20 protein-coding genes and 2 riboswitches are annotated in these 26,663 nt (G+C 55.6%); of the genes, 18 read left to right on the top strand and 2 right to left on the bottom strand.

Annotated features, from left to right (window positions below; translation table 11 throughout):
- Positions 1 to 212 precede the first annotated feature (212 nt).
- Genes purM through purD form a run of 5 tightly spaced genes read left to right on the top strand, consistent with a single transcriptional unit; the run spans position 213 to position 5,099 of the window.
- Complete coding sequence (gene purM, locus SK3146_RS22700; RefSeq protein WP_249860912.1) at positions 213 to 1,253, top strand: phosphoribosylformylglycinamidine cyclo-ligase; 1,041 nt, start codon at positions 213 to 215, stop codon at positions 1,251 to 1,253.
- Positions 1,250 to 1,879, top strand: a complete 630-nt coding sequence (gene purN, locus SK3146_RS22705; protein WP_249860913.1) for a phosphoribosylglycinamide formyltransferase — start codon at positions 1,250 to 1,252, stop codon at positions 1,877 to 1,879. The genes purM and purN overlap by 4 nt, the downstream gene beginning before the upstream one ends.
- Entirely contained in the window at positions 1,876 to 3,063 is a 1,188-nt protein-coding gene (locus SK3146_RS22710) for a phosphoribosylaminoimidazolecarboxamide formyltransferase (RefSeq protein ID WP_249860914.1), read from the top strand. The genes purN and SK3146_RS22710 overlap by 4 nt, the downstream gene beginning before the upstream one ends.
- Before the next feature lie 23 nt (positions 3,064 to 3,086).
- The gene (locus SK3146_RS22715) at positions 3,087 to 3,824 is read left to right on the top strand and encodes an IMP cyclohydrolase (protein WP_249860915.1); all 738 of its coding nucleotides are present in this window, start codon (positions 3,087 to 3,089) and stop codon (positions 3,822 to 3,824) included.
- Between the two features lie 15 nt (positions 3,825 to 3,839).
- A complete protein-coding gene (gene purD / locus SK3146_RS22720; RefSeq protein ID WP_249860916.1) occupies positions 3,840 to 5,099 on the top strand; it encodes a phosphoribosylamine--glycine ligase in 1,260 nt (419 codons plus the stop codon).
- Between the two features lie 134 nt (positions 5,100 to 5,233).
- Here the strand turns inward: purD and SK3146_RS35030 are convergent, their stop codons facing one another.
- The gene (locus SK3146_RS35030) at positions 5,234 to 5,365 is read right to left on the bottom strand and encodes a hypothetical protein (protein WP_259619673.1); all 132 of its coding nucleotides are present in this window, start codon (positions 5,363 to 5,365) and stop codon (positions 5,234 to 5,236) included.
- Between the two features lie 206 nt (positions 5,366 to 5,571).
- On the opposite strand from SK3146_RS35030, the gene map reads away from it, so the two are divergent.
- Positions 5,572 to 6,318, top strand: a complete 747-nt coding sequence (gene map / locus SK3146_RS22725; RefSeq protein WP_249860917.1) for a type I methionyl aminopeptidase — start codon at positions 5,572 to 5,574, stop codon at positions 6,316 to 6,318.
- A 191-nt stretch (positions 6,319 to 6,509) separates the two neighbouring features.
- Here map and SK3146_RS22730 read toward each other — a convergent pair whose 3' ends face one another.
- Positions 6,510 to 7,391, bottom strand: coding sequence for a D-alanyl-D-alanine carboxypeptidase family protein (locus SK3146_RS22730; protein ID WP_249860918.1), 882 nt, complete (start codon positions 7,389 to 7,391; stop codon positions 6,510 to 6,512).
- Positions 7,392 to 7,709: 318 nt separating this feature from the next.
- Here SK3146_RS22730 and SK3146_RS22735 point away from each other — a divergent pair, with 318 nt between their 5' ends.
- From SK3146_RS22735 to kdpC, 12 genes are all read left to right on the top strand, one after another.
- Complete coding sequence (locus SK3146_RS22735) at positions 7,710 to 14,348, top strand: immunoglobulin-like domain-containing protein (protein WP_249860919.1); 6,639 nt, start codon at positions 7,710 to 7,712, stop codon at positions 14,346 to 14,348.
- Positions 14,349 to 14,539: 191 nt separating this feature from the next.
- On the top strand, positions 14,540 to 15,550 hold the full coding sequence (locus tag SK3146_RS22740) for a DUF2278 family protein (RefSeq protein WP_249860920.1): 1,011 nt from the start codon (positions 14,540 to 14,542) through the stop codon (positions 15,548 to 15,550).
- Positions 15,551 to 15,625: 75 nt separating this feature from the next.
- Complete coding sequence (locus tag SK3146_RS22745; RefSeq protein WP_249860921.1) at positions 15,626 to 16,879, top strand: hypothetical protein; 1,254 nt, start codon at positions 15,626 to 15,628, stop codon at positions 16,877 to 16,879.
- Between the two features lie 191 nt (positions 16,880 to 17,070).
- Positions 17,071 to 17,994 carry an ABC transporter ATP-binding protein gene (locus SK3146_RS22750; RefSeq protein ID WP_249860922.1) on the top strand — a complete coding sequence of 308 codons (924 nt, stop codon included), beginning with the start codon at positions 17,071 to 17,073 and terminating at the stop codon, positions 17,992 to 17,994.
- Positions 17,991 to 18,731 (top strand): ABC transporter permease, encoded by a 741-nt coding sequence (locus SK3146_RS22755; RefSeq protein WP_249860923.1) that lies wholly within the window; start codon positions 17,991 to 17,993, stop codon positions 18,729 to 18,731. Before SK3146_RS22750 ends, SK3146_RS22755 begins: the two co-directional genes overlap by 4 nt.
- A gap of 1 nt (position 18,732) precedes the next feature.
- On the top strand, positions 18,733 to 19,878 hold the full coding sequence (locus SK3146_RS22760; protein ID WP_249860924.1) for a sensor histidine kinase: 1,146 nt from the start codon (positions 18,733 to 18,735) through the stop codon (positions 19,876 to 19,878).
- Positions 19,875 to 20,477: a response regulator transcription factor gene (locus SK3146_RS22765; protein ID WP_249860925.1), complete on the top strand. Its 603-nt coding sequence runs from the start codon at positions 19,875 to 19,877 to the stop codon at positions 20,475 to 20,477. Before SK3146_RS22760 ends, SK3146_RS22765 begins: the two co-directional genes overlap by 4 nt.
- 242 nt (positions 20,478 to 20,719) lie before the next feature.
- Positions 20,720 to 20,916, top strand: a riboswitch (cyclic di-AMP (ydaO/yuaA leader).
- Between the two features lie 167 nt (positions 20,917 to 21,083).
- A riboswitch (cyclic di-AMP (ydaO/yuaA leader) is annotated at positions 21,084 to 21,240 on the top strand.
- Positions 21,241 to 21,366: 126 nt separating this feature from the next.
- Positions 21,367 to 21,765 (top strand): hypothetical protein, encoded by a 399-nt coding sequence (locus tag SK3146_RS22770; RefSeq protein WP_249860926.1) that lies wholly within the window; start codon positions 21,367 to 21,369, stop codon positions 21,763 to 21,765.
- Positions 21,766 to 21,917: 152 nt separating this feature from the next.
- The gene (kdpF, locus tag SK3146_RS35315) at positions 21,918 to 21,971 is read left to right on the top strand and encodes a K(+)-transporting ATPase subunit F (RefSeq protein ID WP_434006906.1); all 54 of its coding nucleotides are present in this window, start codon (positions 21,918 to 21,920) and stop codon (positions 21,969 to 21,971) included.
- 162 nt (positions 21,972 to 22,133) lie between these two features.
- Positions 22,134 to 23,813 carry a potassium-transporting ATPase subunit KdpA gene (kdpA, locus tag SK3146_RS22775; protein WP_249860927.1) on the top strand — a complete coding sequence of 560 codons (1,680 nt, stop codon included), beginning with the start codon at positions 22,134 to 22,136 and terminating at the stop codon, positions 23,811 to 23,813.
- Between the two features lie 21 nt (positions 23,814 to 23,834).
- On the top strand, positions 23,835 to 25,880 hold the full coding sequence (kdpB, locus tag SK3146_RS22780; RefSeq protein ID WP_249860928.1) for a potassium-transporting ATPase subunit KdpB: 2,046 nt from the start codon (positions 23,835 to 23,837) through the stop codon (positions 25,878 to 25,880).
- 76 nt (positions 25,881 to 25,956) lie between these two features.
- The gene (kdpC, locus tag SK3146_RS22785) at positions 25,957 to 26,562 is read left to right on the top strand and encodes a potassium-transporting ATPase subunit KdpC (protein WP_249860929.1); all 606 of its coding nucleotides are present in this window, start codon (positions 25,957 to 25,959) and stop codon (positions 26,560 to 26,562) included.
- Positions 26,563 to 26,663: the final 101 nt, after the last annotated feature.

The following is a 26,663-nucleotide window of genomic DNA, read 5'->3' on the forward strand; positions in this document are numbered from 1 at the left end:
CTGAGCAGGACGAAGCCTTCATGGTGGGAGTCCTTGCTGCCGCTATGAGCTGCTTTCGAAGAGTCATGGTGAATGATCACCCTCGCAGCGGCAGCATTCATTGTACTTTCGGTTAAGCGATGAAAGCAGCCTGCGGAAATGATGCTCTGGCCGCCTTAGTCTTCGCTTACCCTACAGCCCATCCAATTCGGCCCAACAAGGAGTGATAACCAGTGTCGGATGCATATAAAAAAGCCGGTGTCGATATCGCGGCGGGCAACGAAGCGGTAGAACGGATGAAAAAACACGTTAAAACGACATTCCGTCCGGAAGTAATGACCGATTTGGGCGGATTCGGAGCCCTCTTCGGCTTGAATAAAGATAAATACGAAGAACCGGTGCTTGTTTCCGGCACGGACGGCGTAGGCACGAAGCTGAAAATCGCCTTCGCCATGGATAAGCATGATACGATCGGCATCGATGCGGTCGCTATGTGCGTCAACGATATTGTCGTACAGGGCGCCGAGCCGCTTTTTTTCCTCGATTACTTGGCTTGCGACCGGGTCGTTCCGGAGAAGATCGAATCGATCATTAAAGGCATCAGCGACGGCTGCGTACAATCCGGCTGCGCCTTGATCGGCGGGGAGACGGCGGAAATGCCGGGCATGTATTCCGACGGCGAATACGATATTGCCGGCTTTACCGTAGGGATCGTCGACAAGAAGAAGATCATCGACGGCTCGACCATCCGTCCGGGCGACGTCGTGCTCGGACTGGCCTCCAGCGGCGTACACAGCAACGGTTTCTCGCTCGTACGCAAGCTGCTGCTCGAAGATAAAGGCTACAGCCTGCACGACCATATCGATCAGTTGGGCGGCAAGCTCGGCGATGTCGTGCTTGAGCCGACCAAAATTTATGTGAAATCGGTGCTGGCGGCTTTGGAGAAAGTGCAGCTGAAAGGGCTGGCGCACATCACCGGCGGCGGTTTCCTCGAGAATATTCCGCGCATGCTTCCTGCGGACGTCAATGTCGAGATCGATTACGGCTCGTGGCCGATTCTGCCGATCTTCCAGCTCATGCAGCAGGAAGGCGGTATCAGCAATAACGATATGTTCCGTACGTTCAATATGGGGATCGGCATGGTGATCGTCGTCTCCGAGGAGCAGGAGGCGGAAGCGGCATCCATCTTTGAACAGCACGGCGAACAAGTTTATACGCTCGGCAGAGTAACGGCAGGAGAGCGCATCGTCACGTTTACCGGGGCGGTCGTATGATTGAGCCTCTTCGCATAGCCGTATTCGCCTCCGGGAGCGGGTCGAATTTTCAGGCCATCGCGGATGCGGTTCATGCAGGCAAGCTCGATGCTCGCATCGAGCTGTTGGTTTGCGACCGGCCGCAGGCCCAGGTCGTCCGGCGCGCGGAAGCGGCCGGGGTGCCGGTACATACGTTCCGGCCGAAGGATTACCCGTCCCGCGAAGCGTATGAGCAGGAAATTCTCGGCTTATTAAAAAGCAAGCAAGTCGGCCTCGTCGTGCTGGCCGGTTATATGCGCATCTTGACGCATGTGCTGGTTAACGCTTATTGGGGACGCATGATGAATATACATCCGTCGCTGCTGCCGTCTTTTCCGGGATTGCACGCGGTACGGCAGGCGCTGGACCACGGCGTGAAGATCACCGGCATTACGGTGCATTTGGTGGACGGCGGGCTCGACAGCGGGCCGATTTTGGCCCAGCGAGCTTTGGAGATTCGGCCGGACGATACGGAAGAGACGCTGAGCGCGCGGATTCATCCGATGGAGCATGAGCTGCTGCCATGGGTCATTCAGCAGATTGCGGACGGAAGCATGGATTTGGAACGATATATGAACCTCAAACCGAAGGATGGGATAAAATCATGAGCCAAACAACGAGCGGGACGAATGTGATCGAACTGCGTTACGGAATGAACCCTCATCAGAAACAAGCGAAGCTCTACAGCGACGGAGAGCTGCCGATCAAAGTGCTGAACGGCGATCCGGGCTTCATTAATCTGCTGGATGCGCTGAACGGCTTCCAGCTTGCCCGCGAGCTGCGCAAGGCGACAGGACTTCCTGCGGCCGCATCGTTCAAACATGTGAGCCCGGCGGGGGCCGCGGTGGCGGCTCCGCTGAATGACACGCTCCGCAAAGCTTATTTCGTCGAAGGTTTGGAGCTTTCTCCGCTGGCGACCGCGTACGCCCGCGCCCGCGGCGCGGACCGGATGTCTTCCTTCGGAGACGCCGCAGCGCTCAGCGACATCGTCGACGCTTCTACGGCGCTGCTGCTCAAACGCGAGGTGTCCGACCTTGTCGTTGCTCCCGGCTATACCGACGAAGCGCTGGAAATTCTGAAAGCTAAGAAGAACGGCGGCTATCTCATTCTGCAAATCGATCCCGACTACGTGCCGAATCCGGTTGAGACCCGCACACTGTTCGGCCTAACGATGCAGCAGGAGCGCAACAACGGCGTCATCGACGCTTCCGCGCTGGAGAAAATCGTGACGGAAAACAAAGATCTTCCCGAGAATGCCAAAAGGGATCTTCTGATCGCTTTGGTGACGCTCAAATATACCCAATCCAATTCGATCTGCTATACGCTGGACGGACAAACGATCGGCATCGGAGCCGGGCAGCAATCGCGGATTCACTGTACCCGCCTGGCAGGCGACAAAGCGGACCGCTGGTTCCTTCGTCAGCATCCGCGCGCGCTCGGCATGAAGTTCCGTCAAGGGCTCTCCCGCGCGGAGCAGAACAACGCGATCGACCTGTGGCTCGAAGAAGAGCTGACTCCGGTCGAGCAAGCGGCTTGGGAGGCTTGCTTCGCCGAAGTGCCGGCCCGCTTAACGCGCGACGAGAAGCGCGAATGGCTGAGCAAGCTGCAGGGCGTCTCCTACGGCTCCGACGCGTTCCTGCCGTTCCGCGACAACCTCGACCGCGCCAGCCGCAGCGGCGTGAAATATGTAGTGCAAGCCGGCAGCTCCATGCGCGACGAAGAAGTGGTTCAAGCCGCTAACGATTACGGCATGGTCATGTGCTATTCCGGCGTCAGACTGTTCCATCACTAAAACTGCATATTTCAGGGGGGAAAATGACCGTGACAACGACAAGAGCCGCGCAAGCGGATCAATATGTGAATGCATTGAACAACAACGCCTACCCGGGACGCGGCATCGTAATCGGCGCTACGCCGGACGGCACCCGGCTCGTTCAGGTTTACTGGATTATGGGCCGCAGCGAGAACAGCCGCAACCGCGTATTTATTCAGGAGGAGAACGGATTCGTTCGCACGGAGGCCAAAGATCCGGCGAAGCTGACCGATCCGTCGCTCATTATTTATTACCCGGTTCGGCATGCGAACGGGGCTCATATCGTAACGAACGGCGATCAGACCGACACGATCTACGAAGCGCTGCAAGCCGGCGGTTCCTTCGAATCCGCTCTGGCAACTCGCACTTACGAGCCGGACGCTCCGAACTTTACGCCACGGATTAGCGGACTTGTCGATACGAAGGACAGGCAGTTCGCCTATAAGCTGTCCATTCTCAAATCCAGCGGCAACACCGAGGATCAGACGCTTCGCCACACTTACACGTACGAGAAGGCGCTGCCCGGCTTCGGACATTGCATTCACACGTACCAGGGCGACGGCAATCCTCTGCCTTCATTCCAAGGAGAGCCTGCGCTCGTTCCGCTGGCGAACGACATTCGCGAAATTGCCGATTTGTATTGGAAAACGCTCAATGAGGAGAACAAAATCTCCCTGCTGGTCAAAACGATTCAAGTCGGAAGCGGCGAAACGGAATTGCTCGTCGTGAACAAAGATTAAGGGGGAGCTACGACCGTGCGAGTATTAGTAGTCGGCGGCGGCGGCCGCGAGCATGCCATATGCTGGGCGTTGAAGAAAAGCCCGAAGGTGCAGGAGCTGTACTGCGCTCCCGGTAACGGGGGCATCGCGGAGGTGGCGGAATGCGTTCCTCTGCAGGTGAATCAGTTCGAGGAGCTCGGCGAATTCGCGATCGACAACAATATCGATCTGGTGGTCATCGGCCCGGACGATCCGCTCTCCGAAGGGATCGTAGACCATCTGGAAGCGAAGAACATTCCGGTGTTCGGTCCGCGTCAAAATGCGGCGATTCTGGAGTCCAGCAAAGTGTTCTCCAAAGAGCTGTTTAAAAAATACAATATTCCGACGGCCGCTTATGAATCGTTCGACGATTACGAGTCCGCTCTCGCGTACTTGCGCAAGCAGACGATTCCGGCCGTCATTAAAGCGGACGGTTTGGCCGCAGGCAAAGGGGTCGTCGTCGCGCAATCGCTGGAGGAAGCGGAGAAGGCGCTTCACGACATTATGGTGAAGAAAGTGTTCGGAGACTCCGGCAACCGGGTCGTCATCGAAGAGTTTCTGACAGGCCAAGAAATGTCGATCCTGTCGTTCGTCGACGGGAAGGTTGTGAAGCCGATGGTGCCTGCTCAGGACCATAAAGCGGTATTCGACGGCGATCAAGGCCCGAATACGGGGGGCATGGGCACCTACACGCCGCTGCCGCACATCCCGCAGTCCGTCATCGACGAGGCGATCGAGACGATCATCAAGCCGACGGCGGCCGCGATGGTCAGCGAAGGGCGCCCGTTCCGCGGCGTGCTGTTCGCCGGTCTGATGATTACGCCGCAAGGGCCGAAGACGATCGAGTTCAACGCTCGTTTCGGCGATCCGGAGACGCAGGTCGTGCTGCCGCGCCTGCAAACCGATCTGCTCGATATTTTCTTGGCTGCAGTGAGCGGCCATTTGGAACAAATGGATATCAGGTGGTCGGATGACGCCGCCGTATGCGTGATTTTAGCTTCCGAAGGCTACCCGGGTTCTTATACGAAAGGGCTGCCTATCGAAGGCTTGGCCGACGTTCGGGATTCGGTCGTCTTCCATGCCGGAACCGCGCTCAAGGACGGGCAAGTGGTTACTAACGGAGGCCGAGTGCTCGGCGTGACCGCGCTCGGCAAGGACATTGCCGAAGCACGCGCCAAAGCTTACGCCGACGCCGATCGCATCCGGTTTCAAGGCAAGCACTACCGTACGGATATCGCCAAGAAAGCGTTGGTGTAACTTTCAGCAGCGATACGAGTGAAGAGAGAAGCTTGAGAGGCTTTAGCAGCCCCTCAAGCTTTTTTGCCGCTTAGCCGATTGAGGATCTGCGCTTCTTTCGAGCTTGATGAGGGATGGAGCGCAGAGAGCGCACGCTATTTTCTTCCGCTGCCTTTAATTACGATTTTATCCCAATGCTTGTAGACAAGCGCTACGGCGACGATGACGCCGAGAATAAGCACCAGTGACAGCCAATGCCGATACGCAAAAGATGAGAGTTCATACAAAACGGACACCTCCGAAGCTGTTTTTTTGGAACGGGCATTTTTCTTTTATCGTACCCGGGCTGCAAAGTCTTCATTCTGAATCGGTTCCGGACCTATCGTTCACCTTCTTGCATAAAGTTCACGGCTCCTTCATCATCTTTTGGCCGAAAAACTGTTATACTATAAGGATGCATATGGATTATTCGAAATACGGGAGTGATGAGAACATGATCGTTATAAAAACCAAAGCGGAAATTGAACTTATGCATGAAGCCGGCAAAGTGCTGGCCGCCTGCCATAGAGAGATTGCCCGGATGATTCGGCCGGGAATAACGGGCCTGGAGATCGATAAGTTTGTCGAGAAATTTCTTGCGGAGCATGGAGCGACGCCGGAGCAAAAAGGGTATAACGGCTATCCGTTCGCTACGTGCGCTTCGCTCAACGATGTGATCTGTCACGGATTTCCAAGCGACAAGCCGTTTCAGGACGGAGATATCGTGACGATCGATATGGTCGTTAACCTGAACGGCTGGCTGGCCGACTCCGCCTGGTCGTACCGGGTAGGCACGGTTTCGCCGGAAGCCGACAAACTGCTGCGCGTCACGGAAGAGTCGCTGTACAGAGGCATCGAGCAGGCGGTGGAAGGCAACCGGCTCGGAGATATTTCCCATGCGATTCAAGCCTTCGCCGAAGCCGAAGGGCTGTCGGTCGTACGCGATTTCGTAGGCCACGGGATCGGACAGAAGATGCATGAAGAACCGCAAGTGCCGCATTACGGACCGGCGGGAAAGGGGCCGAGACTGAAAGAAGGCATGGTAATTACCATCGAACCGATGCTGAACATCGGCGGCTATAAAGCGAAGGTGGATGCGGACGGATGGACCGCTAGAACGGTCGACGGCAGCTTGTCGGCGCAGTATGAGCATACGATTGCGATTACCGCCGAAGGCCCTGTCATTTTGACGAAGCAATAAAATCCAAGCGAAGCGGCCGGGCAGCAGCCCCGGTCTATTTGCGTAAATACATTCGGCGTTGCCGATGACCGGTATTCTGGAACAAACAACAGCCCCGTAAGCCGCTTGCCGCGGTTTCGGGGCTGTTTCTCATATTGCGCCCGGCATGGGCGATCGGGTTTCGATTTCGCAGCGCAAGCGCCAATCCCCGTTTACTTGTTCACCGGGACGGCGTTCAAATACTCTTCCAGCGTAAGACCTTTGGAAGCGATCTCCTTGGCCATATCGACGCCGACATAGCGAATATGCCAAGGCTCGTATTGATAGCCTGTGATCGCTTCCTTGCCCTTCAAATAGCGGATGATGAAGCCGTACTCGGATGCGTGCTTGGCCAGCCACTCGGCTTCCTTGGTTGCTCCGAAGCAGTCCTGCGCGGCGCATTTGCCGTCGCTGCCGGATACGTCGATCGCAAGTCCTGTCTCATGCTCGCTATGTCCGGGAACAGCGCTGTACGTTTTTGCTTTTTCTTCGCCGTCGGTTTTGACATAGTTATTGAAAACGGCCTTCTGCGTCGCATAAGAACGGTAAGCGGAGACGCCCGCCAGGTTAACGCCGTCCTTTTTGGCTCCGGCAAACAGTTTTTCCAGCGCTGCGGCAGCTTCTTTACGCATTTTGCGTTTTTCGATTTTCTCTTTGAAAATAAACGGCACATCGGGGTAAACCAGATCCGCCGGCTCATAGTTGGAAGGCAGCGCAAATTGCTTGTTGACGAGCACGGAGACGCTGTCCGGCTTGGCGACCACTTGATCGGAGTCGCTTTTAGGCGTCTCTGTTCCTTTGCCCTTGTCGCCGGTCGAGCCCGTGTTCGCGGCCGACCCTGCCCCCGGTGCCGTCGAAGGCGCCGGAGTTGCGGTACTGCCCGGCGTTGTTGTCGAGCCTGCGGCAGAACCGTTAGGCGCGGTGCCTGTCGCGGCGTTGCCCGGCTTGGACGTATCGGGCGTTTGGGGTGACGGACTAGCGTTGGAGCCTTCGCAGGCGGCGAATAAGGTCATGGATGAGGCAAGCAGCAGTACGGTTAAAGACGTTTTTTTCATGATCAGTTGTTCCTCCGAATGGGCGTTCGTTTTTGAAATCTATTTCCTATCATACTATAGACAGCCGTTCCGGTTCAAAAGTTACTTTTATGAGCCGATTCGGCCGGTTTCGTCCCAAGATTTTTTTTCGCCTGAGCAAAGAGGTAAAAAAAGTTAAGCAACATGTAAAATTAACGTTATGAATGCGGTTTCAACCGGGCCTATAATATTCCTGAGACAGAGGACTTCCAGAAAAAGGAGATGATCCGCGGTAAAGAAAGCGCTTCAAACAAAGCTAGGACAAGCTTTGTTCATTTTTCGCAAAAGGAGCGAATCAGCGTGAAAAGAAGCAAGCTATTGCAGCAAAGCATCGCTTTGAGCCTTGTCTTTGCCCTTATCATTTCTTTTTTTCCGGCTGTGCCTGCATCGGCAGCCGATCTGCAAACCGTAAGTATCGATCCCGCCGGCGCCGACACGAATCCGGCCAATACGTTCAAAGGCTATGGTCTGGTCACGGCAAATAACACATCGCGGTTGATGCTGGATTATAAGGAAGAGCATCCGGCCCAATATTGGGAAATGATGAATTTGCTGTTTAATCAGGACACCGGAGCCGGGATCAACGACATCAAAATCGAGATGGGCAACGATTCCAATACTTCGTCCGGCACCGAACCGGCTACCAAACGATCTGCGGATGAACCGGCCAACGTTCGCCGTGGCGCAGGCTTCGTTCTCGCGGCCGACGCGAAAACGATCAACCCGGACATCAAGGTAAGCATCCTGCGCTGGAGCCAGCCGAATTGGGTGCAGCCGTGGAGCGACGGCAATACCGATCCGTCCAACCCCGCCACGCTTGCGGCATATGAACGGATGTACCAATGGTACAAGGATACGGCGATCGCCGTCCATGAAACCTACGGTTACGATCTCGATTACATTAACCCCGACCGCAATGAAACGGGAACCCCCAACGTGAACTACATCAAGTGGTTTGCCAACCGGATGCGCAGCGATAACGAATTTCCTAATCATGACAAAATAAAAATTATCGCATCCGACGAAAACACGACGCTGAATATTCCGACTAAAATGCTGGCCGATCCCGATCTGATGAAAGCGGTCGATGTGATGGCTTACCACTATAACATGGCGACCAGCGCGGATTATTTGAAGGTCAACGATCAATATCAGAAGGAAGTATGGTACAGCGAAGGGGTGGCTCCCCAAACATTGGCCCAATACCGTGCCAACTCCGATCAGCCGTTCGGCGGCGTAGCCAGCGCGCTGGATGTTGCAGGACGCTTCATCGGTATGTACACCCAGGGAAAACGGACGCATTATATGTTCCAGCCTGCGATAGGCGCTTTCTATAGCGGCGCTCCTTATAGCAGCAAGGAGCTTATTGCGGCCCGAGACCCGTGGTCCGGCTATTACGCTCCCGATGTGGGCGTTTATACGGTGATGCAGTTTACGCAGTTTGCGGCGAAAGACTGGATGTACATCCCCGGGGCCAGCGCAGGCGTTATCGGCAGCAGGGGCAATAGCGAGATGGACGGCAACGCGGCGGGAGCGGAGTATAACCGGCTTGTCTTTGTCAGTCCGGATAAGAAGGACTATTCCGTAGTCATGGTCAATGACAGCGACCGCGAAGCCCGTTATCAGTTCGATGTGAAGAAAACGATCGCAAACGCCGGCAGCCCCGTTCAAGTATGGGAGACACGCGGGCCGGGGGCAGGACAGGAGTATGACGCCAACTGGTATCAAAGACTCGGCGATATTCCGGCTGCCGATCAAGGCGATGCGTATACGTATACGCTCACGGTGAAGCCCCATTCGATGGTCAGTGTGACGAGCGCGGGCGATAATCCGAATACCGGTCATCCGCGCGTCCCGTACGCGCGCAACGCCGATATTCCGGCCCAAAGCTTGCTGGACGTCGGGGGAACCGGCAGCCCCGTGCTCTACGAAGACGACTTCGAGTATAAAGGCTACCCTGAAGCTAACGGATTGAGCTATGTGCAGCGCCGGGGCGGTACGCCGCGCTATACGGCGGATCAAGGCGGCGCCTTCGAGGTATATGAGGGCATCGGGAAGGACGGCTCCAACGGCATGGAGCAGATGATTTACGCGGGCAATAAGCCGGGCACATGGGCGACCACCCCGTTCTCCTACACCGTGCTAGGCGACGAGCGTTGGGCGAACTACCGAGCGGCCATTGATTTCAAGATGGATCTGGACCCGGCCCATACCGGCGATAACTATGTCGCTTTGGGCATTCGCCACACGTTGAACGGCACGACCGCCGATTCGCAATCCGGCTATAAAGTACGGATATACGCCGACGGTTCTTGGCGTCTGATTCGCTTCGACGCGACGGTCGCATCCGGAACGCTGACGGATTTCGATCCTGCTCAGTGGCATCGCATTTCCATTGAGGCGGCGGATCGGACGGTAACCGCCGCTATCGACGGCAAGGCGGCCGTACGTTATACGGATACGGCGGACGGCGCCCCGCTGACCGGACAGGTCATGATTCAAAGCAGTCTGCGCCAATCCGTATTCGATAATTTGCAGGTAGAGGCCGTTAACGGTTATCCGCCTTATGTGACCGACCGGGTGGATGATCTGGATGCCCGCGTCCAATACCATGAGGGCAGCTTCCCTTGGACTCACAGCTTGTCGGGAGGAGCCGGCCGGCTGAACCGGACCGTCACCACCAGCGGAACCAGCATCACCTCCGACAGTACGACCAATACGGAAGGAACGCTCAATCGGTGGTATTTCGTCAAAAATGAAGGCAATACGTCTTCATGGGGCTCCAACTCCGCCAACGCGTGGGCGGGAGAAAACGGCAGCTACGCATCCTTGACGTTCAACGGCACCGGCATTACCGTGTACGGGCTCGGTCAAGGGACGAATTCCGTTGTCAGAATGGATGTTTATCTTGACGACTTCGGCACCGGATACAATCACGATGCGTCCAAAAAGGTTGTGACCGGCAAAGGCTTCGGCAACGGGAACAACAGCCAGATCATTTATCAGGTAAGCGGTTTGGCCCCGGGGCTGCATAACGTGAAGATCGTCAAGACCGCCGCAGACTCCGGCAGCGGCAATTACATCTCGATCGAGAAGGCGGTCGTTCAGGCGGATGCCGCCGATCCGACGTATCTGGAGCTGCCGTTCACCGGCACGGGCTTCAGCCTGGTCGGCGATACCGGAAGCGCGACGGCCGATATTTATGTGGATAACACGCTTGCCGATGCTAATGCAGCGATTCCCGCCGTGTCCGTCAATCGTGCCAATACGTATGCATACGGCGGGCTGCCTTACGGTCCGCACACCTTGAAGATCGTAGTGAAAAGCGGCAGCCTGTCCATCGATGCCATCGATATTATGGGGCCGGTCTACGGCACGGTCAGCAAATCGGCACTTCAGGAGCTGCTGGCTCAAGTAGGCGGTTACCAAGAGGAAGACTATATGCCCGCGGAATGGTCCGCCTTCGCGAATGCGCTGTCTGCGGCCGCAGCGGTCCTCGCGGACGAACAAGCCGATCAGAGAGCCATCGATTCCGCCCGGAATGCGCTTCAGGATGCAGCGGATTCGTTGAAACGGAAAAAACAACCGGTAGCCGTCACCGGCGACTATCCGGCCATTGTGGCTGTCAAAGCCGGCGAAGCGGTTGCCGGGCTGCCATCCGTCGTGAAAACGACGCTTGCGGACGGGACGACGAATGCGGATGCCGCGATTCGCTGGCTGAACAATACGGCGGACCGCTTCACCGTTCCTTATTCCACAGTGCAGCTGACGGGAGAGGTAGAAGGAGGCAAAAACCTGTATGTTCAAGTCCAGGTGGAGGTAATACCGGGCGGCTTGGTATATTTCTTGGACCCTGGCATCGCGGGCGATACGACGCCTCCGTTTGCGGCAATCCAAGCTTTATTGGGCGATCGCCTGCTGAATGACAAAGCCGACCAAGCTTCTAGCGGCGATTCGATGTGGGGGCATACGACCATAGCCGCCAACTACAAGCTCAAATCGCTCTCCGGTTCGGTCGTCGCAACGGACAAAAGCCAGACCGGCGTCTACGGTTCGGATACAAGAAACAATCCTTTAACTTATGCGCTGCCTTTGACGGCAGGCGATTACAGGATCACTTCCTTCCACAGAGACTGGTGGAGCAACGGCAACCGGACGATGGATATTAGCTTGAGCTACAAGGATGCCAATGGACAGACGGTAACCGAGCCTGTGCGAAGCGGGCTGATCGCCGGATCTGACGGTACGGCGGTTACGCATGACTTTACGCTTCCGGTAGACAGTGTTGTGACTTATACCGTCAATAATACGTATACCGGCAATCAGGCGGCCCTCATCAGCTATCTGGGGGTGGAGAAGAGAGTCGATTCCGCCGCCGAGCAAGCCGTTGCGGACGCCAGGACGATCATCGAAGGCGCTGCGTACCATGTCGATCGGACGGCCGCCAATACGGAAGCGGATGTCAGGGCATGGCTGCAGCAAACAATCAGCAGCTTGAGCGGCTTGCAGCAGACCGGTGCGAGTGTCGGTGAATTGAAACTTACTTCTTTCCGCGCCGCAACGGAAAATACGGACGGCAGCTTCGAGTTCACCGTGCCGCTGACGAAAGGCAATGTCACGGGTGCCGCCGTCTCCGTAGGTATCATTAAAGCGGTGGATACGACGAAGCCGGTCATTACGCTGAAAGGCGAACCGGTCGTAAACCTCCTCATCGGGGCGAGCTATACCGACGCGGGAGCGACGGCGACGGATGACCGCGACGGAGATATTACGGATCGCATCGTGACGACGGTGACGAGCGGCGTGTACGGCGAATCGAGATTGAATACCGCCGTCGCAGGCACCTACACATTCCATTACAATGTGAAGGACAGTGCGGGCAACGCCGCCGAGGAAGTGACGAGAACGGTAGTCGTTTCCGAAAATCCGGATACGACAAAGCCGGTCATTACGCTAAAAGGAGAACCGGTCGTAAACCTCCTCATCGGGACGAGCTATACCGACGCGGGAGCGACGGCGACGGATGACCGGGACGGAGATATTACGGACCGCATCGTGACGACGGTGACGAGCGGCGTGTACGGCGAATCGAGATTGAATACCGCCGTCGCAGGCACCTACACATTCCATTACAATGTGAAGGACAGTGCGGGCAACGCCGCCGAGGAAGTGATGAGAACGGTAGTCGTTTCCGAAAATCCGGATACGACAAAGCCGGTCATTACGCTAAAAGGCGAACCGGTAGTAAACCTCCTCATCGGGGCGAGCTATACCGACGCGGGAGCGATGGCGACGGATGATCGCGACGGAGATATTACGGACCGCATCGTGACGACGGTGACGAGCGGCGTGTACGGCGAATCGAGATTGAATACCGCAGCTGCAGGCGTCTACACGTTCCATTACAACGTTCAAGACAGCGCGGGCAATGCCGCCAAGGAAGTGACGCGCATAGTGATCGTCTCCGAACAGCCGGATACGACGGGGCCGGTCATTAAGCTGCGAGGCGAACCGGTAGTAAACCTCCTCATCGGGGCGAGCTATACCGACGCGGGAGCGACGGCGACGGATGACCGCGACGGAGATATTACGAACCGTATCGTGACGACGGTGACGAGCGGCGTGTACGGCGAATCGGCGTTGAATACGGCGATCGCGGGCATCTATACGTACCACTACAATGTAAAAGACGCCGCGGGCAACGCGGCCGAAGAAGTGACAAGAACGGTAATAGTAAGCAAAAAACGTCAATCGTCGTCGTCGGGTTCCTCTTCATCGTCGCCGTCCGTGCCGGAAGAGCCGACAACGGATGAGACTTCGACGACGCAGATTGTTCGCGAAGCGGATTTGAAACCGGCGGAAGCGGGGACGACCGTCGTACAAATTCCCGAAGGCAAGACGGCCGTGCTGCTGCCGAGCCATATCGCCGAGCTGGTCGGCGACAAGGGTCTCCGATTGGTCATGGGCAATCTGACGATCGAATGGACCAAAGCGGAGCTGAGCCGGATTCAAGAAGCTGCGGCGGGAGCGAACGCTGAGGGAGCGCAAATTCGGTTCTCGGCGCGGACGTTGTCCCAAGCTGACGTAACGAAGCTTATTCATAATCGCGCCGTCAACGGTTCAGTGGAAGCGGCTCTCGCCAGCGAGGCGTACGATTTCAGCGTGGACGTTATCGCAGCGGACGGCAGCAGCATCCCGGTAACCTCTTTCGCCGAGCCTTTGACGCTAACGTTCAAAGTCGATCCGAAAGCGGACTCCGATTTGTTAGGCGTCTACAATATTGCGGCTAACGGAGCTTTGCAGTTTGCGGGAGGAACGTTGTCGGACGGGGCGATGACAGCGAAAGTGCGTCATTTCAGCCAATATGCGGTGCTGGAATACAACAAGCTGTTCGCGGACGTCGACGCAAGCTCCTGGGCAAACCGCGTCATTAAGAACATGGCCGCAAAGCATATTATCGACGGCGTGACGGATACGGAATTTAACCCTGAGGGCAGCGTGACCCGGGCGCAATTTGCAGCGATGATCGCACGGGCGTTGGGACTGGAGGCTTCGAAGGCAGCGAGCCGTACAAGCTTCTCCGACGTCGACTCCGCCGGATGGTATGCGGAAGCCGTCGCCGCGGTAAGCGAAGCGGGAATCGTGACGGGACGCGGCGAGGATATCTTCGCGCCGAACGCTGTAATCACTCGCGAAGAGATGGCCGTTATGGCCGTCCGCGCATTCGAATACGCCAAGGGTAAGGCATCATCCCAAGCGGCTGCGAATCCGTTCGGCGATCAGGATCAGATCAGCGATTGGGCGCGGGAGGCAGCAGGCATCGCGCAAGCAGAGGGCTTGATTCAAGGACGCGACAATCGTCAATTCGCGCCGCAAGCGATGATGACCCGTGCGGAAAGCGCACAAGTGATCTTCAATCTGCTCTATCGGCTGAAATAAAATAATTATCGATCAACAAGGCGCTCTTTCCCGGTTGCACGGGGGAGAGCGTCTCTCTGTGCGGCTTCCTGCCGATCGCAGCTTCTTCTTGGCGCCCTAAGCGATCCTCATGTTATGATGGCAGTAGCGCCTTTTTTTGCCGATAGATGAGCTTTTTCGACAAAGGCGCAGGGGAACAGGAGGAAAGCCGGATGACGATACGATACGGGGTATTAAAATGCAAAGTGAGAGGGCGGCGCCCGGCAACGAGGGAGAACGCCCATTATCAAGTACATGCGGAGGCGGAAGGCGTTCATTACCGGATTGCGATCAACGTCAAGTCGCAAATGAGGCCGTTCGCCCTGCTTTATTATACGGACGAGCATTTCGAGCATGAAGTGACGAGCGATTTGCCGGAGCTTGCTTACGGCTATACCCGGCTGCCGAACCGGCCCGGCGGCATGGCGCTGGATTATATCCGCGGCAATTTGTTCGACCGGCGGAGGATGGTCCCGCTTGCCTTCGACGTTCCGGGCACGGACAACGACCTGAACGATAAACTGGACATCTATATGCGCAAAGCGATGGAATTCGAGGACGCCGTCCTGTACGCTTACGGCGACATCTGGGGACCCGAACTGAAGCAGAGGGACGCCGTCTTCGGCTTCATGCCGGGTCAGGGCATGCACGATATCCATATGAACCAAGGCAACGGCGGCAGCTATCGGAGAGATAACGGCGTCTACCAAGACGGCGGCCTGCTGCTTCATTTCCCTTCCGAAGAGCGCTGGATCGCTATTTTTCTCGCGTTTCAAGCGCAATCCTGGCATACGGACGATAAGACCGGCGATCCGCTGCATGAAGCTGCCGCTTACTGGCATCCCGCTCATCCGCGGCCGCTGGCCGAGCATGAAATCTTCATCGCCGGAGCGCTCGTTTTGCCGGCCTCGCCGACGGCTTGCGAGACGGTGACGCTGCTGAACGCATCCGACCGTCCGATCGACATCGGCGGATGGTCGCTGGCCAATAAGCTGAAGCAGAAGTACAAGCTCGAGGGCGTGTTAGCTCCCGGACAATTTTATACGATAGAGCTATCCGTGCATCCGAAGTTTTTCCGTCCCTGGGGAGATATTATTACTTTGCTGGACGAACGCGGCCTTAAAGTTCACGGCGTATCCTATATCCGGGCCAAAGTGCGCAGCGGATGGACGATCCGGTTTTGAGCTTGCCTCGCTAATCGAAACCTTCCCTACTGGAGCTGCGTCTTAATTTTATAAAAATATGGGAAGGTGAGCGGTATGAAAATAAAAAAGCTTTGGCCCCTGGTCGCCATACTATTAGCTGTGAGTGCCAGCATCTCGTGGACCCCACATGCACAAGCGGATACAGAGGTCCCTATTGGCACCCCGATTGGAACGGTGTTAACCACCGATATCAAAGCCGATATTCATGGGGAGGTCATCCCTTCGATGAACATCGACGGCTATACGGCAATCGCTGCGGAGGACTTGAGACGGTACGGTTTTGATGTCGCTTGGATACCAAAGTATCGTCGGGTAGAGATCACATATACCCCTGGGAAGCCAATAAGCCCGCTGGAGGACTCTCTTCGGGACGCTGTCTCGATCGGTGAGAAAATCGGTGATGTATTATCTACAGACATCCGTGTTTATTACTTTGGCCAGCCGATTCCTTCATATAATATTGAGGGACGTACAGCGATCTCGCTAAACGATTTGTCTAGCTTCGGGCAGGTCGAATGGAAAGAGCAAGATCGTAAGCTTTCTTATATCCCCTCAGTAAAGTTCTCACACGATTCGTTAAAGGATGCTCCGCCGCTTGTGGTGCGGCTCACGAATGCAAAGGGATTGGGGCCAATCAGCGTAACAGGCTCGGATCTCCGCTTAGATGGGGCGGCCTTTGGACGTGTCGTGGGAGACGATCCGATGCTGCCGGTTCGTCAGCTTGCAGAGAAGCTCGGGTACGAGACGGAATGGCGACATGACGGTTCTCTTGTTATAGACGACGGAACGAGCCGGTTTCATATCATCAATGGGCTAAGCGGACCGATGCAATACTGGCTTGGAGGAGAAGCCGAGGGCTTCGACTGGTATCGGTCCCCTGTGATTGGTTCGGAAGAAATATTTATACATGAGCAGGATGTGCGCTCTCTGTTCGGATGCACCACAGAGAGCGTAGACAGTTCAAATGAAGGCATCTCATTTTCACTGAGCTGCGCCGGATACCAAGTTGAAGACCATGGCGTGCCGCAAACCTTCAGCGGCTTAAAAAACGGGCTGCAGACGGTGACCTATCTTGGCGGAAACAAGTTTCCTGCTCCTGAACTGCAGCTTTATAATGCGGGGGAGGGCCGGAGCCTTCGCAGCAATCTATTTCATATTAGCGAGGGCGGAGCCGCCGAAGGGGGATACGCGAAATATACTTTGGCTTCCGAAGCGCCGAACGACACGACCGATAATAACATGGTGCTGCAGTTGACCGACGGGCATAAGATACTATACAAGAAGGTCATTTTCGCGGATGGAGAATGATGGATATTATTAAGCTGAAGGTTTCTTGGCAGCTTGCCCTTGCCTTATTAGGCGGGGCTTTTTTTGTTAGCAGAATTTGCTCTTCCGGGCATGACAATTGTCATATGAAACGAATGACATTCATGAATACCGCCGGATTGGCCGCGACGCTACAATAAGTACATGAAATCAAACGAGGGGTGACGTTAGGAATGAAGCCAGTCATACAGCTCGATCATGTGACGAAGCAGTTTAAAGGAAAAACCGCAGTGGACGATCTGTCCCTAACGATACAGGAAGGCGAGATTGTGGCGCTGCTCGGCCCGAACGGGGCGGGCAAGACGACGACCGTCTCCATGACGCTCGGTCTGCAGCAGCCCAGCTCGGGTACGATCAGGCTGCTTGGAGGAAGTCCCCAGGACCGCGGCGTGAAGGACCGCTTCGGGGCGATGCTGCAGGACGTGAACGTGATCGACGGATTAAAAGTAGGCGAGACGATCGATCTGTTTCGCAGTTATTATTCGAAGCCGCTGACGCTGGACCATCTGCTTGAGGTGTCCGGTCTGAAGGAAGAGCGAAGCAAGATGGCATCTTCCTTGTCCGGCGGGCAGAAGCGGAGATTGAATTTTGCGCTCGCGCTGGCGGGTGATCCGTCGGTATTGTTTCTGGATGAACCGACCGTCGGAATGGATGTGACCTCGCGGCATCTGTTTTGGGAGACGATCCGGGCGATGGCGGGCCGCGGCCGCACGATCATTTTGACGACGCATTATATTGAAGAAGCCGATGCGATAGCCGATCGCGTTGTGGTGATTAACCAAGGCAAACTGATCGCCGACGGTACGCCGGCCGAGATTAAGGCGACGACGAACGGCAGAACGCTGTCGTTCACCGCCGGCCCCGGAGTGACGGAGGAGACGCTGCGGAGCGTGCTTGGCATTTCCGATGCGGTATGGAACGGACGACGGGTCAAATTGACGAGTACCGATACGGACTGTCTCATTTTCGCAATCGTACAGAACAAGCTCGACGTGAAAGATATCGAAATTCAAAGCGGCGGACTGGAAGACGCCTTCCAATCATTGGTGCTCGGTCAAGCCGGCTCATTCGAATATACAGGGGATGATAAAAGATGAATGCTGCATTGGCGCAATGCAAGGCGGAGCTGCTTCGGACGCTCAGAAACCGCAAGTTCGTCGTTATGGCGCTGCTCATGCCGGTCATATTCTACTTTATATTTACCAGCACGATCGACGCGAATACGGAGGTCGGCGGAGTCGAATGGAAAGCCTACTACTTGATGTCCATGACGGTATTCGGAGTGATCGGCGGAAGCTTGAACACGATCAGCATCCGCTTCGCCCAGGAGCGCAGACAAGGCTGGGTGCAGCTCATCCGGATTACGCCGCTGCCGTCCGGGACGTATGTACTGTCCAAAATCGCCGCGCAGTCGCTCATCAACTTAGGCACGATCGTGCTGATGTTTCTGATCGGTGCCATTTTCCGGGGCGTGGAGCTTAGTCTGTTCCAATGGATTATGTGCGGTTTGTGGATTTGGATCGGCATTCTGCCGTTCCTGGCGCTGGGCACGCTGATCGGCACGATTCGCAGCGTGGAGGCGGTACAGGTCATCTCCCAGCTGCTCTTCATGGCCATGTCCGCACTGGGCGGACTGTGGATGCCGATCCAGACAATGCCGGCCCTCCTGCAAAAGATCGCCTTGTGGCTGCCCTCGTACCGGTACGGGCAAGGGGCATGGAATATTATTGCCGGGGCGTCCGTAGACGGGGTTGGGATTATCGTGCTGGCTGCTTACGTCGTCGTCTTTATGGTATTATCATCCTATATCATCCGGAGACAGGAAGCGGTATAACATGAACGGGTTCAAGATGAGGCCTTTCGGAAAAGGCATGGGCGTGTTCCAATTGATCTGGCTGGTGTATTTGACCTCGCCCATCTACAGCATATTGCAAAAGCCGACTCACGATGAGTGGATCGGCCTTGCTCTGCTTTTGCTGTTTATAGTGGCCAATTGCCTTTGTTATTGGGATGAAAAACGCAGAATGGTTTATGTGCTGACCATGCTTGCGATCATCGTCTTTTTTTGCTTTCACTATCATATTAATTTCTGGTTTATGTCCTTTTATGTAGCCCCTGTCATAGGATTAATGGCTTCGGTCAGGCAATTTTACGCCGGGGTCGTCATTTTGCTGGCCTTGTTTGCGCTTGTATTCGGAACGCACATCCATCAATTTTCCGGCGATGACTTAGTGGTGCTTCTTCCGTCCTCGGCTCTGATGCTGGTCTTCCCGTTCATTATCCGCGCGGGGGTCCGATCGAAGGAGCTGCGCAACCAGTTGAATTCGGCTAACGAGGAGATCGCACGGTTGATCAAAAACGAAGAACGGCAGCGGATTTCCCGGGATTTGCACGATACGCTCGGCCACACGCTGTCTTTAATCACGTTAAAGAGCGAGCTGGCAGAAAAATTAATTCCCCGCAATCCGGAAAAAGCGGCGCAGGAGGTGCGGGATATTCAGATGACATCGCGCGCCGCGCTCAAGCAGGTGAGGGAACTGGTGTCGGGAATGAACGCCGTTTCGATTCACGATGAAATCCGCCATGCGCGGCAAATATTGGCCGCGGCCCGAATCGGGGTCGAGACCGAAGGGGATTTCGCCGGACTGGATGCTTCGCCGCTCATTCAAAATATATTGGGGATGTGTCTGCGCGAGGCCGTGACCAATGTGGTGAAGCACAGCAAGGCTTCGCTCTGCCGCATCGCCTTACATGAAGACGACAGCGGGATTACGGTGACGGTAAGCGATAATGGAGAAGGATTGCGGCGCGCCTCCTGTCCTACCCCCTCTTCCGGGCGGGGACTGCTGGGGATGAAGGAACGGCTGGACTTGATCGACGGCAAGCTGACGTTTCAAGCGGAGGAAGGACAAGAAACGACCGTAACGTTCACCGTGCCCAAAATCGTCAAACATCAGAAATCGGGGGAGAACGCGCAATGAAAGTGATAATTGCAGAGGACCAAGGGATGCTGCGGGGAGCGCTTAGCGCGCTGCTGGACTTGGAGGACGATGTGGAAGTGATCGGGCAGGCCGAGAACGGGGAAGAGGCGATGCGGCTGATTCTGGAGCTGGGACCCGATCTGTGCATCATGGATATTGAAATGCCGCGTATGACAGGGCTCGATGTCGCCGAGCGGCTGAAGGAGCAGGGGCATCCTTGCCGCATCGTCATCCTGACGACCTTCTCCCGCTCCGGTTATTTTCAGCGGGCGATCAAAGCGGGCGTTCACGGCTTCTTGCTCAAGGATTCGCCGATCGACGAACTGGGCGAGGCGCTGCGCAAAGTCCATGCCGGGGGCCGGGCGATTAGCCCCGAGCTGTCGCTTACGTTCTGGGAGGCGGAGAATCCGCTGACCGAACGGGAGCGGGAGGTGCTTAGGCTGGTTGCCGAAGGCTTGTCGGCGGGCGAGATCGCCAAATCGCTGTTTCTTTCCGGCGGAACGGTGCGAAATTATATATCGGAAATTATGCAGAAATTGGAGGCGAAAAACCGGATCGACGCGATCAGCATAGCGGAGAAAAACGGCTGGCTCAAGTAGCGGCCGTTTTCGTTTTAACTGCATTCCCTTAAGGGGGAAGACCAGCGGGAAACAAGCCGCTCCAAATTGCGTAAAACGAAGATAGAGTGAGCGGGAAGCAGTTATATGAAGATCAGGATGGAAGTAAGCGCTGCCATCCTATTCGTTCGTTGAAATTCGCCGCATAGGTCTGTCGGCTGTTCTTTACAGCAGCCTGCAACAGGCGTAATATACAATTCATGATTTGAAAAAACAAAGTTTCCAAATTCTGATCGCTTAATTTCCCTTATTCAGGGAAAGCGGGGGAACCATTGCAGCGGTATTTTTCGGTGTGAGAGCCGGAAATATCGATGCCGGGGTGAATCCTAGCGCGATGCAAAGCTAGCTTGCATCCGCAGGTAGGGCGACTCTCACCGCCCGAATCCGACAGCTAACCTCGTCAGCGTGGAAGGACATCGGCTTCTTGGTTGTTGAAGACGATGGTCTAATGGAGAGAGGATGATGAAGCTTGTGATCGTTTAAACGGCCACAAGGCTCCCAAGCCTCTGTGGTTTTTTTGCGCCCATTTGTGAAAAATGGAATTGTTTTTTGGAAAAATGAATCGAGTTTTTTTCATCAGACCGATAAGCAGTTATAACGCTTAATCCCTGAATAAACAGGGAGCGGGGGAACCAAAGGGCCTTGGCAGGCCCATGGGGTGAATCCCAGCCGACATGCGCTGGGTAGGGCGACTCTCACGCCCGAATCCGACAGCTAACCTCGTCAGCGTACCGAGAGAGGCAACGATGATCGTGTGCTTGCACAGCTGTGTTTGCTGTGCTTTCCAAAGAAGCCGCGAGAAGAGACCCCTCTTTTCGCAGGCTTCTTTTTATTTGTCTGCCTTCTCTTGAGAGAATAGGAGGAGAAAAAGATGATTGCCGTGCAAGAGTTCATACTCGTATCGGCGCCTAATAAAACCGGCGAAAGCTTCGTCCGGCTGCTTTTGGCGAAAGGAATCCCGTTTGCGGCGATCACGAACAGCCGAGCGGAAGCAGGGAGGCTCCGTAAGCTGGGTGTCAAGCATTTTATACGGGTAGACACCTCGGAATGCGAGTCTTGGCTTTTGCCTGAGCTGCCGATCGGACGGGTGTTCCTGTTCGAAAGCTCGTTAAATCTGTGCTGCCGGCTCATTCAAATATGCCGCACGTGGACTTCCAAAGATATTTACGTCATTACTCGTCATATGAATCCGAGGCTGGTGTATCGTGGACTTGGCGCAGACCATGTCATCCATACTTCAAGCCAAGATGTTTCTTTTTTAATCGAATAAACAAACGCTGGAGGCGTTCCTATGCTGGATATATGCATGATTGCGATGCTCGCGGCTATGTACGGGCTGTTCTATGGCTTTATGACCTGGTGCGGCCGGGTCGTTGCGGAAACGGGAGGCGATAGCAAATGATATTGGTCGCTGCCGTCACGATGTTCTTGTTCGTGTACTTGGCGTACGCCCTGATTCATCCGGAAAAATTTTGAGAGGGAGCGAAAAGCTCTAGAAGCATGGTGAAAAAGCAGACTTCGCTAAGCGAAGGCAATCTGGAGAAGCGTAAGCTGTCGCCTTTGTCTCCGGATTTCAATCCTTTCAAGGGCTAGCCATTCAAGAAATCCGGGGAGAAAAGCTCTTAGGAGGAAAAAAACATGGGAATACTGCAGATCGCGATTGTTATCGTCATCTTGATCTTGCTCGTCAAACCGTTGGGAACGTATTTATATCATGTCTTCTCCAATGAAGCGAACCGCACGGATCGCTGGTTCGCCCCGATAGAAAAAGCGATCTATGCCGTTACCGGATTGAAAAACCGTTCAGGCATGACTTGGAAGATGTACGGGCTAAGCTTTATTGTGACGAATATTGTTCTGGTAGGAGCCGGTTACTTGATTCTTAGACTGCAAACTTTGCTGCCGCTCAACCCGAACGGTATCGGCAATATGGAGCAGACACTTGCCTTCAATACCGTCATCAGCTTCATGACGAACACGAATCTCCAGCATTACAGCGGGGAAACGGGCTTGTCGTACTTTTCGCAAATGGCTGTCATCACGATGATGATGTTTACGTCGGCGGCGACGGGGCTATGCGTCGCCATTGCGTTCGTGCGGGGCGTGACAAGCAGAGGCGAAAGAATCGGCAACTTTTTCGAAGATTTCGTGAAGGCGCATGTGCGGGTGTTTTTTCCGCTGGCGCTCATCGTAACGCTGACGCTTGTAGCGCTTCAGGTTCCGCAGACGCTGCAGCCTGCGCTGACGGTGAATACGCTCGAAGGCGGCGAGCAGCATATAGCGATCGGGCCGGTAGCTTCGCTTGAGGCGATCAAGCATCTCGGAACGAACGGAGGCGGCTTCTTCGGCGTGAACTCGGCGCATCCGTTCGAAAATCCGAGCGCTTTAACGAATGTGATTGAAATTTTATCGATGTGGTCGTTATCCGCTGCGCTTCCTTATACGTACGGGCTGTTTGCACGGAACCGCAAGCAGGGATGGGTTATTTTTTCGGCGATGATGATTTTGTTTCTGCTGTTTCTGTCGCTGGTATACGCTGCGGAGTCGGCAGGCAATCCGGTTTTGAACAGACTGGGAATCGACGCGTCCCAAGGCAGCATGGAGGGCAAGGAGGTGCGCTTCGGCATCGCGCAATCGGCATTGTTCACCACGGTTACGACAGCAGCTACCACAGGCTCGGTCAATAATATGCACGATACGCTGACGCCGCTCGGAGGCATTACGCCGCTGGCGCTTATGATGCTGAATTGCGTCTTTGGCGGCAAAGGCGTCGGACTGGTGAATATGCTTATGTACGCGATGCTGGCCGTTTTCCTCGCCGGATTGATGGTTGGCCGGACGCCGGAGTTTCTGGGACGCAAGATAGAACCGCGCGAAATGAAGCTGATCGCTATAGCTATTCTGGCGCATCCGCTCATCATTCTTGCCCCGACGGGCATCGCCTTGGCGGCGGAGCTGGGCAAGGCGGCGATCTCGAATCCGGGCTTTCACGGGATTACTCAGGTGCTGTACGAATATGCCTCATCGGCCGCCAATAACGGCTCGGGCTTCGAAGGGCTGGGCGACAACACGCCGTTCTGGAATATATCCACCGGGATTGTCATGCTGCTGGGCCGGTACATTTCCATGATCGCTTTGTTAGCCGTTGCCGGCTCGTTGGCAAGCAAGCAATGGGTGCCGGAAACGTTGGGGACGTTCCGTACGGATAACCGGCTCTTCGTAGGCATCCTCGTCGGAACGGTGCTTATTATCGGGGCGCTCACGTTTTTGCCGGCGATCGTGCTCGGACCTATTGCCGAACAGGTAACGATTCGTTAATGAAGAGAGAGGCGATCAAGCATGAATGAAAATAAAACAAGCGGCGGCAAGCTGCTCACTTCCGCCGTCGTCGTTCAAGCGGCGAAGGAGAGCTTCCTGAAGCTGAATCCTGTCAAAATGATGAAAAACCCCGTTATGTTCGTCGTGGAAGCGGGCGCTTTCATCGTGCTGCTGATGACCGTGCTGCCGGGTTACTTCGGAACGGAGAACAGCGTCGGGTTTAACTTTACGGTATTTGTGATCCTATTGTTCACGATCCTGTTCGCCAACTTCGCCGAAGCTTTGGCGGAGGGGCGGGGGAAGGCGCAGGCCGACTCGCTAAAAAAAACGAAGCAGGAGATTATGGCGAACAAGATCGTCCATAACGGAACCGGCATCAAGATCGTTCCGGCGACCGAGCTGCGCAAGGGAGATCTGGTTTCCGTATCGCAAGGCGAGATGATTCCCGGCGACGGCGAGGTCGTCGAAGGGCTCGCTTCCGTGGATGAATCGGCGATAACCGGCGAATCCGCTCCCGTTATCAAGGAAGCGGGCGGAGATTTCAGCTCCGTGACCGGGGGGACCCGCGTCGTCAGCGACTCGATCCGGGTGCGTATCGTCAGCGACCCGGGAGAATCGTTCATCGATCGGATGATTTCGCTCGTCGAAGGCGCCAAGCGCCAAAAAACGCCGAACGAGATCGCGCTGAGCACGCTGCTTACGGTACTGACGCTCATCTTCCTGATCGTCGTCGTAACGCTGGCTCCCATCGCCCGCTATTTGGAGATCGATCTGCAAATTCCTGTGCTGATCGCGCTGCTCGTCTGTTTGATTCCGACGACGATCGGAGGTCTTTTATCCGCTATCGGGATCGCAGGAATGGATCGGGTGACCCGGTTCAACGTGCTGGCGATGTCCGGTAAAGCGGTGGAAGCGGCAGGAGATATCAATACGATGATTTTGGATAAAACGGGAACGATCACATACGGCAACCGGATGGCGGGCGACATGCTTCCCGTCGGGAATGAATCGCTGCAAGCGGTAGCGCAATGGGCCGCCGTCAGTTCTTTGAAAGACGAGACGCCGGAAGGACGCTCCGTGCTGGAATGGATGAAAAAGCAGGGCTTGGCATATGACGCATCCCTGGCCGACGGCGGACAATTTATCGAGTTCAAGGCTGAAACGCGTATGAGCGGCATCGATTTGTCCGACGGTCGCAAAGTGCGCAAAGGCGCGGTCGATGCGGTGAAGCGGTGGGTGCAGGCGCAGGGAGGAACGATCCCCGCGGATTTGGACGATAAGGGAAACGTCATCGCGTCGGAAGGCGGGACGCCGCTTGCGGTAGCCGTCGATGACCGGATATACGGTCTGATTTATCTGAAGGATACGGTGAAGCCCGGGATGAAGGAACGCTTCGAGCAGCTGCGCCGAATGGGGATCAAGACGATCATGTGTACCGGCGACAACCCGCTCACGGCAGCTACGATAGCGCGGGAAGCGGGCGTGGACGATTTCATAGCGGAGAGCAAGCCGGAGGATAAGATTGCAGTCATCCGCCGGGAACAGGCCGAAGGGAAGCTGGTGGCGATGACGGGCGACGGAACCAACGACGCTCCGGCGCTGGCGCAGGCCGACGTCGGGCTGGCAATGAACAGCGGCACGATTGCCGCCAAGGAAGCGGCCAATATGGTCGATCTCGACTCGGACCCGTCGAAGATTATCGAGGTCGTCGCGATCGGCAAGCAGCTGTTGATGACGCGCGGGGCGCTGACAACGTTCAGCGTCGCCAACGACGCAGCCAAATATTTTGCGATCATCCCGGCGATGTTCACGCTGGCGATTCCGCAGATGGAGGCTTTGAACATTATGCATCTCGGTTCGCCCATGTCGGCGATTGTATCGGCGCTTGTATTTAACGCCGTCATCATTCCGCTGCTGATCCCGTTAGCTATGAAGGGCGTAGCTTACAAACCGATGAGCGCCGCCAAGCTGCTCGGCAAGAACATGCTTGTGTACGGTCTCGGCGGAGTTATCGTTCCTTTCATCGGAATCAAGCTGATCGATCTGATCGTCAATATATGGATTTAGAGAAGCGGATGCGTCCGGGGGAGAGCGGGAGACCTCCCGCCGGATGCCCGCGCTCCAAAGAAAGGAAGGAAAAAGAATGAATAAACCGGTATCGTTTGACGTTGAAGGAACCGTATCGCTAGGGGGCATTGTTCGGCTTTGCGCCGTCTTTATCCTGTTATGCGGCATCGTCTATCCGCTGCTGTGCACCGGGTTGGCTCAAGTGTTGATGCCCGGCAATGCGAACGGAAGCTTACTGAAGAACAGCTCCGGCCAAATCAGCGGCTCCGAGCTCATCGGGCAGCCATTCACCGATCCGAAGTGGTTTCAAGGCAGAGTATCGAGCATCGAATATAAAGCGGAATCGTCCGGGACGAACAACTACGGCCCGTCCAATCCCGAGCTGCTCCAACGGACGCAAGCTTCGATCGAGCAGTGGAAGGCGAACAACCCGGATGTGCCGATTAGCCTGCTGCCTATCGATCTGATTACGAACTCCGCTTCCGGCCTTGATCCCCATATTACGCCGCAGTCGGCCAAGGCACAGGTGCCGCGTATCGGCAAGCTGACCGGCATTTCGCCGGATCGATTGAATGCGCTGGTGGACGCCCATACGGAAGGGCGCGATCTGGGACTGTTCGGCGAACCTAGAGTCAATGTGCTGAAGCTGAATATGGCCTTGGCCGAGCTGGCGAAGCAATAAACGAAATGCGGCGAACGGCGCATCAACCGCGGCGAGATTAGAGACGGAGTGAAGCGCGGCGCCATTCCGGCGTTGTTCATGCAGCGGCCGTCAGCAGTCAG

Source organism: Paenibacillus konkukensis, assembly GCF_023523925.1.
Classification (GTDB): domain Bacteria; phylum Bacillota; class Bacilli; order Paenibacillales; family NBRC-103111; genus Paenibacillus_S; species Paenibacillus_S doosanensis.

Bases quoted from the DNA above. Each gene is read 5' to 3' on its own strand.
- purN (WP_249860913.1), top strand. From the start codon at position 1,250: ATGATTGAGCCTCTTCGCATAGCCGTATTCGCCTCCGGGAGCGGGTCG.
- SK3146_RS22710 (WP_249860914.1), top strand. From the start codon at position 1,876: ATGAGCCAAACAACGAGCGGGACGAATGTGATCGAACTGCGTTACGGA.
- SK3146_RS22715 (WP_249860915.1), top strand. From the start codon at position 3,087: ATGACCGTGACAACGACAAGAGCCGCGCAAGCGGATCAATATGTGAAT.
- map (WP_249860917.1), top strand. From the start codon at position 5,572: ATGATCGTTATAAAAACCAAAGCGGAAATTGAACTTATGCATGAAGCC.
- SK3146_RS22730 (WP_249860918.1), bottom strand. From the start codon at position 7,391: ATGAAAAAAACGTCTTTAACCGTACTGCTGCTTGCCTCATCCATGACC.
- SK3146_RS22740 (WP_249860920.1), top strand. From the start codon at position 14,540: ATGACGATACGATACGGGGTATTAAAATGCAAAGTGAGAGGGCGGCGC.
- SK3146_RS22745 (WP_249860921.1), top strand. From the start codon at position 15,626: ATGAAAATAAAAAAGCTTTGGCCCCTGGTCGCCATACTATTAGCTGTG.
- SK3146_RS22750 (WP_249860922.1), top strand. From the start codon at position 17,071: ATGAAGCCAGTCATACAGCTCGATCATGTGACGAAGCAGTTTAAAGGA.
- SK3146_RS22755 (WP_249860923.1), top strand. From the start codon at position 17,991: ATGAATGCTGCATTGGCGCAATGCAAGGCGGAGCTGCTTCGGACGCTC.
- SK3146_RS22760 (WP_249860924.1), top strand. From the start codon at position 18,733: ATGAACGGGTTCAAGATGAGGCCTTTCGGAAAAGGCATGGGCGTGTTC.
- SK3146_RS22765 (WP_249860925.1), top strand. From the start codon at position 19,875: ATGAAAGTGATAATTGCAGAGGACCAAGGGATGCTGCGGGGAGCGCTT.
- SK3146_RS22770 (WP_249860926.1), top strand. From the start codon at position 21,367: ATGATTGCCGTGCAAGAGTTCATACTCGTATCGGCGCCTAATAAAACC.
- kdpA (WP_249860927.1), top strand. From the start codon at position 22,134: ATGGGAATACTGCAGATCGCGATTGTTATCGTCATCTTGATCTTGCTC.
- kdpB (WP_249860928.1), top strand. From the start codon at position 23,835: ATGAATGAAAATAAAACAAGCGGCGGCAAGCTGCTCACTTCCGCCGTC.
- kdpC (WP_249860929.1), top strand. From the start codon at position 25,957: ATGAATAAACCGGTATCGTTTGACGTTGAAGGAACCGTATCGCTAGGG.